The sequence below is a fragment of the Fictibacillus sp. WQ 8-8 genome, assembly GCF_024494405.1.
GTDB classification, from domain to species: Bacteria; Bacillota; Bacilli; order Bacillales; family Fictibacillaceae; genus Fictibacillus_C; species Fictibacillus_C marinisediminis.
Genome location: NZ_JAMXKG010000002.1, coordinates 260661 through 275506 on the forward strand (window position 1 = coordinate 260661; position 14846 = coordinate 275506).

At 42.2% G+C, this 14846-nt stretch carries 11 protein-coding genes and 2 pseudogenes; 8 read left to right on the plus strand and 5 right to left on the minus strand.

Annotated features, from left to right (window positions below):
- Positions 1-199: 199 nt before the first annotated feature.
- From M1K46_RS05010 to M1K46_RS05020, 3 genes are all read left to right on the plus strand, one after another.
- Positions 200-379 (plus strand): small acid-soluble spore protein H, encoded by a 180-nt coding sequence (locus tag M1K46_RS05010; protein WP_062238123.1) that lies wholly within the window; start codon positions 200-202, stop codon positions 377-379.
- Between the two features lie 119 nt (positions 380-498).
- On the plus strand, positions 499-2151 hold the full coding sequence (locus tag M1K46_RS05015) for a glycoside hydrolase family 55 protein (protein ID WP_256225185.1): 1653 nt from the start codon (positions 499-501) through the stop codon (positions 2149-2151).
- Positions 2152-2297: 146 nt separating this feature from the next.
- A complete protein-coding gene (locus M1K46_RS05020; protein WP_256225186.1) occupies positions 2298-4199 on the plus strand; it encodes a PhoX family protein in 1902 nt (633 codons plus the stop codon).
- Positions 4200-4249: 50 nt separating this feature from the next.
- Here the strand turns inward: M1K46_RS05020 and M1K46_RS05025 are convergent, their stop codons facing one another.
- Positions 4250-4732: a hypothetical protein gene (locus M1K46_RS05025; RefSeq protein ID WP_053356351.1), complete on the minus strand. Its 483-nt coding sequence runs from the start codon at positions 4730-4732 to the stop codon at positions 4250-4252.
- Positions 4733-4897: 165 nt separating this feature from the next.
- On the minus strand, positions 4898-5965 hold the full coding sequence (gene rlmN, locus M1K46_RS05030) for a 23S rRNA (adenine(2503)-C(2))-methyltransferase RlmN (RefSeq protein WP_256225187.1): 1068 nt from the start codon (positions 5963-5965) through the stop codon (positions 4898-4900).
- Positions 5966-6557: 592 nt separating this feature from the next.
- On the opposite strand from rlmN, the pseudogene M1K46_RS05035 reads away from it, so the two are divergent.
- Positions 6558-6800 (plus strand): annotated as a pseudogene (locus M1K46_RS05035) (VOC family protein); the annotation flags it as partial.
- Positions 6801-6873: 73 nt separating this feature from the next.
- Here M1K46_RS05035 and M1K46_RS05040 read toward each other — a convergent pair.
- From M1K46_RS05040 to M1K46_RS05050, 3 genes and pseudogenes are all read right to left on the minus strand, one after another.
- Positions 6874-7423: pseudogene (locus M1K46_RS05040) on the minus strand (3-hydroxybutyrate dehydrogenase); the annotation flags it as partial.
- Positions 7424-7437: 14 nt separating this feature from the next.
- Positions 7438-7776 (minus strand): zinc ribbon domain-containing protein YjdM, encoded by a 339-nt coding sequence (locus M1K46_RS05045; protein ID WP_256225188.1) that lies wholly within the window; start codon positions 7774-7776, stop codon positions 7438-7440.
- 61 nt (positions 7777-7837) lie between these two features.
- The gene (locus tag M1K46_RS05050; RefSeq protein WP_256225189.1) at positions 7838-9544 is read right to left on the minus strand and encodes a sigma 54-interacting transcriptional regulator; all 1707 of its coding nucleotides are present in this window, start codon (positions 9542-9544) and stop codon (positions 7838-7840) included.
- A gap of 211 nt (positions 9545-9755) precedes the next feature.
- Here M1K46_RS05050 and M1K46_RS05055 point away from each other — a divergent pair, with 211 nt between their 5' ends.
- From M1K46_RS05055 to M1K46_RS05070, 4 genes are all read left to right on the plus strand, one after another.
- Positions 9756-11183 carry an aldehyde dehydrogenase family protein gene (locus M1K46_RS05055; RefSeq protein ID WP_256225190.1) on the plus strand — a complete coding sequence of 476 codons (1428 nt, stop codon included), beginning with the start codon at positions 9756-9758 and terminating at the stop codon, positions 11181-11183.
- Positions 11184-11197: 14 nt separating this feature from the next.
- On the plus strand, positions 11198-12046 hold the full coding sequence (ahlS, locus tag M1K46_RS05060) for an AhlS family quorum-quenching N-acyl homoserine lactonase (RefSeq protein WP_256225191.1): 849 nt from the start codon (positions 11198-11200) through the stop codon (positions 12044-12046).
- An 18-nt stretch (positions 12047-12064) separates the two neighbouring features.
- Positions 12065-13246, plus strand: a complete 1182-nt coding sequence (locus tag M1K46_RS05065) for an iron-containing alcohol dehydrogenase (RefSeq protein WP_256225192.1) — start codon at positions 12065-12067, stop codon at positions 13244-13246.
- Between the two features lie 330 nt (positions 13247-13576).
- A complete protein-coding gene (locus tag M1K46_RS05070; protein ID WP_256225193.1) occupies positions 13577-14770 on the plus strand; it encodes an MFS transporter in 1194 nt (397 codons plus the stop codon).
- Positions 14771-14846: the final 76 nt, after the last annotated feature.

Genomic DNA, 14846 nt, shown 5'->3' on the forward strand with positions numbered 1-14846 from the left:
CAATTGATGCCTGTCATTCATCCATGTAAAAAGTGTCTAAATCATTCCCAGGAGGATGATCCAAACTTTTATTATCGAACCGGATAAGCTCGACTAATTAAGACCGATTTTGACACAATCATTTTTCAAGGCACGCTAGCTAAAAGTATAAATTCTGCTCTTCCCGCCCATAGTAAAGACGAAAAGGAGGGATCCTAAAATGAACAAACAGCGTGCACAAGAGATTGCCTCATCCCCGGTAATGGCAAACGTTACATGTGATGGTGTACCAATTTACATCCAGCATGTTGACGAGCAAGGAGAAACGGCCAGAATCTACCCGCTCGGACAGCCGGAAAATGAAAAGCAGGTTTCTCTCAGCAGTTTAATGGAACAGTAAATGCCCCTTTTACAGGGGTATTTTCTTTGTTTGGAAGAAGAATGATTAAGCTTGGAATAAGAGCGGGAATAGTACATAATGTTGAAAATAACAGCTGATTATTCTGAGGTGATCCCGAAATGCTTCATTTAGATAAAAATCATAACCCGCAAGAAAACAAAGAACTCATTGCTTCTTTTTCTGAGAATAAAGAAGATCTAAAAAGCCTGTTGAACCAGACAGACAACCTATTTCAGGAGCTGAATCCCCTGCCAGAACCAACGCATTCTCCATCCTTTTCTTTTAAAAACCTGCTGCATGGTCTTCCGAAGATCTTGCTTTCCACAGCATGGCATAAAAACAAAGAACCGCTCCCGCAAATTGTAACAGATCAAGAGGGAGGCATCTATCCGGACTGGAAAAAGAAGCTCGATCAGGCATTTATTCAGCTGCAAAGGGAGATCGAACAAGAGAAAAATGTCCGGGATTACGGTGCAGCTGGCGACGGTATCACCGATGACACAGAAGCGTTCAAAAAAGCCATCGGAAACGGCAATGTAAAAGTTGTTGTTCCCGCAGGTGTATATGTCACTCGGGGAATCCGGCTCCCTTCCTATACAATGCTGATCGGTGCGGGTAAGGGAGCGACCACCATCAAGCTTCATGATAAGGCGCCCAGAAGCCGTCAGCTGTTGACCAACTCCAGCCACTGGAAAGGCAACCATCATATTTATGTCCAGGGGATGAGCCTGGACTGGAATGTGGAACGTTTGAATCCGAACAAAAAGACAGCTTCAGGCAACAACCAGTCTAGCTGCCTCACGTTTGCTCATGTATCATTTGGCTGGGTAAAAGAGGTGGAAGGCATCAATCCCGGTCTGCATTGTTTTGATGTATCATCTGCCGTGTATACCTATTTCGGAGATGCTACACGGGCCCGCAGAAGCAGCCGCTATATTTGGCTCGATCAGCTGAACGGCTATGGTTTTGGTGATGATGGGATCACAACTCATCACAGCGATAATATCCTCATTTCCAATTGCCATTTGTGTGACCCAAGCGGAAGAGCCCACAAAGAAGGGTTCTCGAACTCCAACGGGATTGAAGTGGACGATGGCTCTCGAAATGTCATGCTTCTTAACAATTCGACCACACGATGCTTCGGCGGTGTGGAAATCAAGGCACACCATAATTCTGCAGCCGCGAGCAACACACAGATCGCCGGGCATATCTCGATTAACGACAATCGTTCGTACAATTTTCGCCATATCGGACATCACATTGAAACAGATCCCGAATCGAAGACGGCATTTAATATTAAAGCCAGCCATATTGTGGCTGTAGCACCAATACGGACTCCTTTATACAAGGACTCAACACCCCGGGCAATGGTGATCTCTGCTTACAAAAACGTGGCCATCAACCATTTTACCGTCATCGGAGATTCTGAATATGATTACCGGGGAGAGCCGGTCATTGCGGTCCAGTACCGATCAAGGAACATTATCCTTCATCATCTGAACATCCGGGATTTTAAAACGGCAGCGGCCGATATTAAAGTATTTGGCGGTCCTCATGGGGCAGACTCGGTAGAAATTCGAAAGGTGAAAATACAAAACTCTGCCCCAACTGCCGTTTACATCGGATCTAATATACAGTCCATTAGAATCGGTGATGTTCAAGCTGTTTGCGAAAAGGGAAATAAGGGTCTCGTCGTTGATCATTCCAACGCAAAAATTGAAGATTTCCACTCACTCGGCTACAAAACTCCCATTTCAATCGTTAATACGTAGCAGGCTTTATAGGAATAATGGGACAAGTTCCTCAGACTTGTAACCGTTTCTTAACCTTTTTCCAATATTTTCCCCCTTTTTCTTCATATTTCCTTAACAATAAAGTGGTTTAATGAGTCTGAACACTCAATAAGGGGGAAACAATATTGAAGAAAAAAGTTTCAATCGGATTATCCTTGGCGATCATGGCCTCAAGCGCCATTCCAGCCTTTGCTTCATCTGACCAGCACCATCGCTTTTCCCATAACCATAATCAAATCAAGAGCATAGAATTCGAATCTATGAAAGCACCAAGCACGATTGAAAACATGGTAAGAACCTATACAGAGGCAAAAGTGAAAATTACGTACAAAGACGGTACGGTAAAAGAAACTCCATTAAATTATAATCAGCTATTCCTATCCAAAGATAAAATTGTAGACAACAAAGGCGAAAAGATTCCTGCAGGTACACCTATTGATGCAAAAGGCAATCCTATCGTTGATCGAAGCGTGCCTGACAAGCCTTCGTATTATGTTTCTGACGCACCGGATTCCAATAGTTTTATTACAATTGCAGGAAAAGATTATATTATTTCTCATTATGAGTATGATTCCATGGATAATGCCGGAAACGAAATTAAAGGACTTCCTGCATCCATGACACTGACTCAAGTCGACCGAGATAAAAAAACAGGCAAGCTTACAGTTAACCATGCCAAGAAAGTTGATTTCTCTAATGTGAATGGTTTATGGACACCTTGTAACGGCTCCACAACAGATTGGGGAACTCACCTTGGATCTGAAGAATATGAACCGGATGCCCGTGCGTTCGAAGATTCTTCTTCTGATTCCTATCGTGATGTCACCAATTTTGCACAGCACTACTTTGGAGACAAATCAAAAGCCAATCCTTATTTCTATGGATGGATTCCAGAGATCTCTATTCACCCCAACGGCAATACCAGCGTGGTAAAACATTACAGCACAGGACGCTTTTCCCATGAAATCATGCAGGTGATGCCTGATCAAAAAACAGCATTGTTTGGAGATGACGGCGGTAATACGATGATGTTTATGTATGTCGCCGATCAGAAGAGAGACTTCTCTGCAGGGACTCTATATGCGGCAAAATTCAAGCAAACGTCTTCAGATAACGGCGGCGCAGGAGACTTGCAGTGGATCAAGCTTGGCCACTCAACAGACAAAGAAGTAAAGAAAATAATCGATAAAGGCACGAAATTCAGCGATATCTTTGAAACTTCGGCTCAACCTGCTCCTGGCTTTAAAGCGATAAAAACAGCTGCAAGCAAGAAAGTAGAGTATCTTAAAGTTAAGCGAGGCATGGAAAAGGCTGCAGCATTCCTAGAATCACGACGATATGGCGCATTGCTTGGTGCAACTTCTGAGTTCAATAAAATGGAGGGAATTGCCGTTAATAAGGCTGGCCATAAAGCCTATATCGCCATTTCATATGAAAACGGAAGTATGAAAAAAGAGGATATCAGCGGCGTGCAGGATGACATCCAAATGCCGGTTCTTGACTCTGGAACAACCTTTGAACTAGATTTGAATGCCGATCAAAAAGACCATAGCAGCCACAACATCAATAGCCGCTATGCGCCTTCAAAAATGAGGGGTCTCCTTGTCGGTGAGGATCTTCCAAAATCTGATGCATACGGCAATACTGCCAATCCGGATAAAATAGCGAATCCAGATAATCTTACCTTCTCCAATGATATGGACACGCTATTTATCGGTGAAGACAGCTCGCATCACACCAACAACTTTGTTTGGGCCTATAATGTTAAAACGAAAAAACTTTCAAGAATACTTTCTGTTCCAGCAGGGGCTGAAGCAACGGGCTTGCGAGCGGTTGATCAGCTGAAGAATTCCCGCTATTTGCTTAGCAACTTCCAGCACCCGGGTGAAGATCTGGATGGAAAACAAATTACAGCAGTAGATAAGGAAAAGCTCGAAGATGCCATGAAAAAAGGCATAGGAATCCAGGAAACTGGCGGAGTCGGCTACCTCTCAGGACTTCCATCAGGAGATTTGAAAACAAAATAAGCTTTATGATAAAAGCCCTACCCCGTATGCGGGATAGGGCTTTCTTTGTATTATTGTGCTGGCAGCTGTTGTTCTTCTATCATCTTTTTACAGACTTGATAGCACTCCTCAATATGAGAATTACCGAGATATTTCATCGCAGCAAAACTGATACCGGCCGCTACAGCCTGTCCTACAAAAGGTACGAACTTCGTGACCTGTTTGACTGCTATGCGTTTACCTGCCTTTTTTAATAAAAGAGAAATCATCTGTTTCGTTACGACTCTGCCAGCAAACTGGCTGCCCGCTGACGTAATGAGTACAATGATTTTCCCTTTCAATGTTGCATCCATCTTCTCAATCTGGCCGGGCGCCAAGCCGAACTTCTCATTAATGGTCGGGAGCAATTCCATCATGATCGTGATGTCCGCACCCACATCCACTCCGGGAATCGGGATAACAGCGGCCGCCGCAGAAGCTGACGCTCGTTTATTAACCAGCACTCTACATTCCGTTCGGATGGCTTCTAGTTCTTCTATCGTTTTAGGAATCATGGTTATCTCCTTTTATGTAAAGCTTTGCTTTAGATTATACCCAAAACTATATGATGAATAACTAGTATTGTGCACTATTCGACCTATCAACCGCTCACTAATCACTGCAGAAAAGTAATCCAAATAAAAAGAAAACCCGACAAAAGTCTGGTCTTCTTTACAGCGTTATTGCGCTTTTTCTTTTTTAATCTGTTTGCTTCTCAACTGTCCGCATGCGGCGTCAATATCAGTACCGTGCTCCTGGCGGATTTTGCAGTTGATGCCCCGTTTTTTCAGTGTATCGTAAAACGTCAGCACAGACTCCTCCTCGCTTCGCTGATATTGGCTGTGTTCGTCTACTGGATTGTACGGAATAAGGTTGACGTAGACCTTTTGCTTTTTATCCTGGAGCAAATCAGCGAGTTGTTCTGCTTCTTCCTTATGATCATTAACATCTCTTAATAAAATGTACTCAATCGTAATTCTCTTGTTTGTTTTTTCTAAATAATAATTCAAGGATTCCATTAATTTTTCAATAGGAATCGCCCGGTTTATTTTCATGATGCGTGTCCGTAATTCATTATTCGGTGCATGAAGGGAGATCGCCAAATTCACGGGTAGCTGAGAGTCAGCAAATTCATAAATCTTGTTGGCGAGTCCGCTTGTAGAAACCGTGATATGACGCGCGCCAATCGCGAGTCCTTTATGATTAATCACCACTTTTATGAAATCAATCATATTTTCAAAGTTATCAAATGGCTCTCCAATTCCCATGACAACGATATGGCTCACTTTTTCATCCTGATTTCTTTGATCAAGATGAAGCTGGACGTTCATGATCTGCTCGACGATCTCACCGCTCGATAAGTCGCGGCTTTTGGCCAATAAACCGCTCGCACAGAAACTGCAGCCAATGTTGCAGCCGACCTGGGTCGTCACACAAACAGACAAGCCGTATTTGTGCTTCATTAATACCGTTTCGATCAAGTTACCGTCCCGCAGCTTGAACAAAAACTTGATCGTGCCATCCTCTGATTCCTGCTTCACATGCTGCTGCATCGTCTGGAACTCGAAGCTTTCCGAAAGCATTTCGATGCATTCCTTTTTTACATCGCTCATTTCAGAAAAGGAAGTGACTCGTTTTCTATATAGATACTCCCAAACCAGGGATGCTTGATATGGTTTATGGCCCCGTTCTAATAGCCAGGCAGCCAGCTGTTCAAATGTTAATCCATAGATGGATTCCTTCACCATTTTTTTACCCTCTTTTCAAAACATATAATGAACTGTCTCTAAAGACAGCATATTTTTTCGTAACCACCTGTTATCTTACCATAAAAAGTCTGGGTATTCAGCGGCGCTGTTTTGTCTTCTTTGGAACATTTTGACCATCCTTTATCCTTCTTAATCTTGAAAAGCAATGAATTTTATTGGGAAGGTGATGGACAGCTTTCGATTAAAACGTTTAGGTTTGGCCGGGTCCTTTACAAAACGAACCAGGGTTTCTTTGCGGTGGAAGAAGGCCGATATCTTCTTTTAATGAAGGTGCCTATACGATTGGTATTGAGAAGAAACTGAGGTGGAGTCTTTCTGTTTATTCTTCAGAAAAGGGCTTGCCGAGGAAGTGCTGAGGACGTTGAAAGCTGATTCCGACAATCTTTTGGCCGATCCTTTTAAACCGCTAAATCCTGTCGATTTTTTTGAAAAAACCTATCCCTTTTCTTCAGCTCTCTCCACACAAATCGACTATTTCCGAGGAAATATGACGACAAAAAGCGATCCTCTCTGGAAGGAGGAACAGTTTCAGCAATTGATGGAAACGATTGTGATGGCGAGAACATGGCTGTGCAGCGGCCTTCGTTTAATGCTCAGCCTGCCAGAGAATTAAACATTTGCCCATCCGAGTTCCGTCATCTATTTCCAAGTGACTCATATTAAGAGCGCTTATGAAGATATGCTGAAAAAAGGTGCTGCGTTTGTAAGCGAACCTTACCTGACCGCTAAAATGGGCCAAACCGAAACGTGGATGGCTTTCTTTAACGATACAGAAGGAAATACACATGCCTTGTTGAGTGAGGCAGAGGTTTAAAAAGGCGAAGAAAGGATACTAGATCTGTGAAAGAATCATAAAAGCTATAGATTCAAAGGTTTTACAATACAAATTATTGTGCAGTATAGCCGCCATCCATAACGATGGCTTGTCCTGTAATACTTTTTGCCTTGTCGCTTGCAAGGAACATCGCGTAGTCAGCGATCTCACTTACTTCCAATAAACGTTTTTGCGGAACTAGCGGGTAGATGACTTCTTCAAGAACACTTTCCAAAGAAACGTTTCTTGTTTTCGCTAAATCTTCCATCTGGCCGCGTACCAGAGGCGTGTCAACATATCCTGGGCAAAGGGCATTTACTGTTACTCCGTGAGTAGCAGACTCTAATGCCGCAACCTTTGTTAGACCGATCACACCATGTTTTGCACTGTTGTATGCTGCTTTTCCAGCAAACCCAATAAGTCCGTTAATGGATGCCACGTTGATAATGCGTCCGAACCCTTGCTCTTTCATGATTGGGAATGCATGTTTAATCGCGATGAATGGAGCAGTTAGCATGATTTTAATCATTAATTCGAATTTAGCAAGTCGGGAACTCTTCGATAGGAGACACGTGCTTTAATCCTGCATTGTTGATGAGCACATCTACACGGCCGTATTCTTTATGAGCAGCTTCGATCATAATATCTTCTTTACAAATTCAGATTTTAACTTCATGGCGCCAAAACCGTCAATTTTGCAATCAATATCGTGGTCTCCCTCGACCAGACGGATGCTTTTAACTTTAGTTCCTATTTTTATAACAGAAGATGTTCCTTTCACTTTAAGGTCTTTAATGACGGATACTGAATCACCATCATTTAGGACTTTTCCATTTGAATCTCTAACAACCTTAATATCTTCATTTAATTCAGCTTCGCTAGTCCACTCATGAGCACATTCCGGACAAACAAAAAGGCTGCCATCCTCGTAGGTATACTCTGAGCTGCATTTTGGGCAGTTAGGCAATTTAGACAAGACAATCATTTCTCCATTCGTTTTTGTTCATTTTACCATATAAAATTTTTTTGAATTTGTTTCAATTGATCCCTCTGTTGATCTCCCTATCCCACTTTTTCATTTTTTTCACAAGTGTCGAGTGATCGACTCCTAAATATTCTGCTGCCTTTCTGATGGAGGGTTTCTTGTGAAGCGCATCCATAATCACTCTTTTTTCAAACTGTTCCATTTTTTGTTTGAAAGTATGAACAGACTCTGAGTTACCATGAATACTAAAGTGCGGCGGCAGATCAACCGGTTCAATAGTAAGTGATGGCACCGAAACAATCATGCTCTCAACTAAATTCCTTAATTCTCTCACATTCCCCGGCCAATGATAGCTTTGTAAAATTTGTTTGGTTTCGGGTGATACATGCTTTTCGATATTAAATAGTTTACAGAAATAGGTGAAAAAATGATCCAGTAAGACTTCGATGTCCTCAGGACGCTGGCTCAATGGAGGAATAGCTATTTCTATCACTTGCAGCCGGTAATATAAGTCTTCTCGAAATTTTCCTTTTTCCACTAACTCTTTCAAATGTTTATTTGTTGCTGAAATGATTCTAATGTCTAGTTGCTTTACTTTGCTGCTGCCTAATTTTTGAATTTGTTTCTCTTGCAGGACACGAAGCAACTTGACTTGCAAAGACAATGGAAGTTCCCCTACTTCATCCAGCAAAACTGTCCCCTTGTCCGCCAGTTCCAGCAGGCCGACTTTCCCTTCCTGCCTTGCTCCGGTAAACGCCCCTTTTTCATAACCAAAAAGCTCAGATTCCAGCAGCTGTTCAGGGATAGCCCCGCAGTTCACTTTAATAAAAGGCATATCTTTTCTGTCACTTAATTGGTGAACTAAATTAGCAATAACCTCTTTACCCGCTCCTGAAGGACCAGATAGCAATATACTTGTTGGGTATGAAGCGATTTGTTTTACTTTTTCTATAATTCCCTTCATTTGAATGCTTTGAAAGACTACTTTTTCATCATTTCCCTCCGTGGAAAAGGTATATCGATTCTGACTCATTTCAGAAAAGCTTTTTGCCTTCTTCAACTCATTTGTCAGTTCATTTAGCTGAGTAATGTCTCTGACACTGGTTACAACCATTTGAATCTCGCCTGATTCATCGAAAACGGGAGTTCCCGTGACCATGACATCTTTTTGCTGGCCGATTCGCTGAAGAATCGATCTGCGTTTTTTATCCTGCAGAACAAGGAGTGAGACAGATTGATCAAAGTAGCCGTGGTTCATCAAATCGCCCATGTGATGACCGATAAGTCTTTCCCTCTTGATTCCTGACATAGCCTCGTAAGCTGAATTCACAATGAGTGTAATTCCTTCACTATTAACGACATAAATGCCATCCGTAGAAAATTCGATGATTTTTTCCATTTGCTTGAGTAATGAACGATAATGTTCGATTTGAGAAATATCCTGAATAACACTCACAGCACCAATGAGCTGATTTTCCTTATATAAGGGAGTTTTATTCACCATACATTGCAACCCTGCTATCGTCATTTTCGCTCCGAGTGTGCTCTTGCCACTATTAAGAACTTGGTGGATTGGTGAATTAGGAACAAAATCACGGATATCTTTGCCCACTAAGTCCTGGTGTTCTTGTTTTATTAGTTTTTGTGCTGAGGAATTTATGAATAAAATCCTATTATTATGGTCCACTACAATGACCCCGTTGGACATCGAGGAGAAAACGCTTTCTAAAATTTCTTTGTTCACAGTAAGTGGTTTCATCGGAATCTCTGCCTCCTGCAAGAAGCGGTGAAAATTATCACCAAATGGTGACGATTTTCACCGTCTTTAGTCTCTGTTACACCAACAATTCTTTTTATTATGGTGAATTTTATCACCATTATTTGCTTTAGACAATGTAAATTCTTATATAAAATAAGCGTTTTTAATATTGGCATGAATCTTGCATTATAAAAAGGCAAGGAGGTTGAGAATGGAAATTAAAGAGTTATTCATTAATGGTAAATGGGAATCAAAAGAAAGAACCTATGCACTGCACTCTCCTTATAGCGGGGATGTTATTGCTAACATTAGTATGGCAGATGAGGCTGATGTAAAAAAAGCCATTGAAGGAGCAAAAACAGCCTATGAAACGATGAAAGTGATGCCTGCCTATAAGCGCTCAGATATTTTGCTCAATGTTGTCCAACTTCTCCGTGAAAGAAAGGAAGAGTTGGCACGAATTGTTGCACTTGAGGCCGGTAAGCCCATTCGAACAGCACGTGGCGAAATAGACCGCACCATTGCTACCTATCAATTTGCAGCTGAAGAGGCAAAACGGATCTATGGAGAAACCATTCCAATGGATGCCGCTCCTGGAGGTGAGAATCGGCTAGGATTTACATGGAGAGAACCATTAGGTGTTGTCGTTGCAATCAGCCCCTTTAATTTTCCGGTTAATCTCGTCGCGCATAAACTAGGACCAGCCTTTGCTGTGGGAAATACTGTTGTATTGAAACCGGCTGAACAAACACCTTTAAGCGCGTTATTAATCGCTGAGATCTTCAAGCAAGCCGGCCTTCCGGATGGAGCTCTTCAAGTGATAACAGGCAGCGGAAGAGAGCTTAGTGACGCTCTTATTACTGATGAAAGAGTTAAAAAAGTAACCTTCACAGGGAGTGCAGAAGTAGGTAAACTGATTAAATCAAAAGCCGGGTTGAGGAAAGTAACATTAGAACTTGGTTCCAATTCAGGGTTAATTGTTGAACCGGATGTCCCGCTGGAAAAAATTGTGCCCCGATGTGTAGAAGGAGCATTTTCCTTTGCAGGCCAGGTTTGTATTTCACTGCAAAGAATTTATGTTCATGATTCCATTTATGATGAATTTTGTAAGCGTTTTATTGAAGAGGCAAAAAATTTAACAGCCGGCGACCCTCTCGATGAAAAAACCGATATTAGTGCCATGATCAACCTTAAGGAAACAGAGCGAATTGAGTCATGGGTCCAGGAAGCAAATGAGCAGGGAGCTGACATTGCACTAGGCGGTAAACGCGACGGTACGGTCTTCCCGCCAACCGTACTATTGAATGTGAAAAAAGATATGGCGGTTTCCTGCCAAGAAACATTTGCTCCCGTTGTCTCAATCGTTCCCTACCATGAGCTGGATGAAGCCATCCATATGGTCAATGATTCTTCGTATGGATTAAATGTGGCTATCTATACCCAAAACATCCTTCATGCAATACATGCGGCCAAAAAGCTGGAGTCAGGCGGAGTCATTATTAATGATATCCCAACCTTTAGGCTGGATCATATGCCTTATGGCGGAGTAAAGGACAGCGGCTATGGACGTGAAGGAATTAAATATGCCGTTGAAGAAATGACAGAATTAAAATTCGTTACCATAAAAACAGCATTTTAAGGAGGAGAAGTACTTTGGCGAATATTATTAAACCTAACCCAAAGCTTTATGTAATGGATAATGGCCGTATGAGAATGGATAAAAACTGGATGATTGCGATGCACAGTCCAGCAACAGTGGAGAATCCCAATACACCAGCTGAGTTTGTCGAGTTCCCTGTCTATACTGTACTCATCGACCATCCAGCAGGTAAAATTCTTTTTGATACTGCTTGCAATCCTAGCTCAATGGGGCCAGAAGGCCGGTGGGGGAAAGCAACTCAGCAAATGTTTCCAATCAATATGGGGGAGGAATGTTATCTTCATAACCGCCTGGAGGAGCTAGATGTAAGACCCGAAGATATTAAATACGTAATAGCATCCCACCTTCACCTTGACCACGCTGGGTGCTTGGAGTTATTTACAAATGCGACAATCATCGTTCATGAAGATGAGCTGAACGGTGCCCTTCAAACGTATGCCCGCAATGAAAAAGAAGGAGCATACATCTGGGGAGATATTGATGCCTGGATAAAAAATAATCTTCAATGGAAAACCATAAAACGAAGTGAAGACAATCTTGAATTAGCAGAAGGAATTAATATCCTTAATTTTGGAAGCGGACATGCCTGGGGTATGCTTGGCCTTCAGATTAACATGCCAGAAACAGGCGGGATTATTCTCGCCTCAGATGCTATCTATACAGCTGAAAGCTTCGGACCGCCGATCAAGCCGCCTGGCATTATCTATGATTCACTGGGCTATTCCAACGCAGTTGAGAAAATACGCAGAATCGCGAAACAAACAGGTTCCCAAGTCTGGTTTGGACACGATGCTGACCAATTTAAAACATTCCGCAAATCTACTGAAGGATATTACGAATAAAATAGAGGGGGAAAAACAATGAGTGTCGCAAAGTTAGTTTTCACCCCATTAAGCTACACAGGATGGGGATCACTGAAGGAATTGCTGCCCGAAGTTGCGAAGTATGCGCCAAAGAGAATCCTTGTTATCACAGATCCAATGCTGGCCAAGATAGGAATCGCTCAACGCGTAACAGGACCGCTTGAAGAACAGGGCTATTCTGTCACTTTATACACGGACGTCGTTCCTGAACCTCCTGTAGCAACAGGAGAAAAGCTGGTTTCCTTTACCCGTGAAGGAGAATTTGACATGGTCGTCGGTGTAGGCGGCGGAAGCGCACTCGATTTGGCCAAATTAGCTTCAGTATTGGCTGTGCATGATGGTTCTGCAGCTGAATACTTAAACTTATCCGGCTCTAAAAATGTAGAAAAAAAAGGGTTGCCTAAAATCCTCATTCCGACTACATCCGGAACCGGTTCAGAAGTGACAAATATCTCTGTCCTCTCCTTAGAGACGACAAAAGACGTGGTGACACACGATTATCTTCTCGCAGATGTAGCCATTATTGATCCGGAGCTGACCGTATCGGTTCCGGCCAAAGTAACGGCAGCTACGGGAATTGATGCATTAACCCATGCGGTGGAAGCTTATATTTCAGTGAATGCAAGCCCTGCCACCGATGGCTTAGCTCTGCAGGCGATCCGCTTAATAGGACGATCCCTTCGGAAGGCAGTTGCAGACGGAAATAACCGGCAAGCAAGAATTGATATGAGCAATGGGAGTTATATCGCAGGCCTTGCATTCTTTAACGCGGGAGTAGCAGGAGTTCATGCCTTGGCTTACCCGCTGGGCGGGCAATTTCACATTTCCCACGGTGAATCGAACGCCGTCCTTCTTCCCTATGTAATGGGTTATATTCGGAAAAGCTGCCCAAAGCGTATGGCGGACATCTTAAATGCCCTGGGTGGAAATTCTGCCTACTTATCCGAAGAAGAAGCTTCCTATAAATGTGTAGAAGAACTCCAGAGACTTGTGAGTGATGTTGGAATCCCAGCTGCTTTATCTGGCTTCAATGTACCGGATTCAGCCCTGGAGAGCTTAACACAGGATGGAGTAAAGCAAAAAAGAATCCTGGCCAGAAGTCCTCTTCCTTTATTAGAAGGCGATATTAGGAAAATATATCAAGCCGCCTTTAATGGAACCATCGTAGAGCCAACTTAATTAATAAGAAATGTAAAACGCCAGAACAATGTTTTGGCGTTTTTTCATTTTCTTTTCATGTCAGCAGATTATTTTAGCTGATGAACCTACAGCAAGCCCTGATTCTAAAACAGCCCATGGAATTGTCCAACTAATAGCAAGCAAAGGAAAATCCAGTAAAATAGAATTCCAAAAAACACCTGCCACCAAATTGATGGATAGGTGTTTCTTTAATAACTAAAATAGTTTTTAATAAATTAGGGAGATCAAGTAAAAATTTTTATGGTATGATAGTTAGATTGTTTACCAGCCATGTGACACATATACATTCATCTAAGAAAAGAGGCAGTTATGCACGCCGCAGAATTATCCAAGCGACATTGGTTACTCATCTTTACACTTACTTTATTAACATTTGTTCTCGGGACAAGCGAATTTGTTATCGTTGGAATCTTAACAGATATTTCCTCGAGTCTTCATATAACTAATGCGAAAGCAGGTACACTCGTTTCTGCATTTGCAATTACGTTTGCCATTGGCACACCAATCGTAATGTCAGCGACAAGCCATTTTCCAAAGCGTAAATGGATGTTGTTTTTGATAGGATCGTTCATTATCCTGAATGCTTTGTGCGTGTTTTCGACGAGCTACATCATACTCCTTGCACTTCGGATGATGACGGCGATTGTAACAGGAGTTTTAATCTCACTTGCTATGATTGTTGCAAGTGAAACCATGCCGATCGCAAAACGCGGACTTGCTATATCCTTCGTTTTCGGTGGTTTTACTCTTGCAAACGTGATTGGGGTACCGATAGGCACGGTCATCGCTCAATGGTACAACTGGAATACAACCTTCCTGTTTACGACTCTTCTGGGGGGAATTTCATTTTTGGCATCTTTCTTCATTTTGCCTAAAATGCACAGTCAAATTCGCAGTTCGATGCGTGATCAATTTTCTTTATTAACACACCCACGAATCTTAATGGCTTTTTTCATTCCATCACTTGGTTTTGGAGCGACGTATGCCATTTATACGTATCTGGTCCCGATCCTGAAAGGAATGGAAGTACCACGTAGTTCAATTAGTTTGATCTTGTTTGGCTACGGATTTATTTCGATTTTCAGCAACATACTCGCTGGTAAAATTGCCAGCTATAATGCTATCGGACGCCTTCGGTTTGTTTTCTTTTTGCAAGCCTTGGTTCTGATCAGTTTATATTGGACGACAAATCATTTTATCTTTGGATTGGTCAACATTGGCTTTATGTCATTAATGGCCATCCTTTTAACAACATCTACCCAGCTTTATTTGATAGACCTTGCCCGTATTTATCAGCCAAAAGCAACAGGACTCGCTGCTTCCCTGATGCCAGTCGCAAGCAATGTAGGTATTGCCTTTGGTTCCGCATTAGGCGGATTCGTTTACCATCAAGGAAACTTGATGAATGTGACATGGGTCGGGGGACTGGTTGCTATCTTTGCAAGTCTACTAACTTTCCAAAGTTATCGCTTAGACCAAAAACAACAAAAGCAAGCAGCGTAACAGTTAATCTTTCAAATAAAATATAAAAAAGAAGTATCAAGAACGCAGCTTGGTTCATTGGCACTTCTTTTTTATA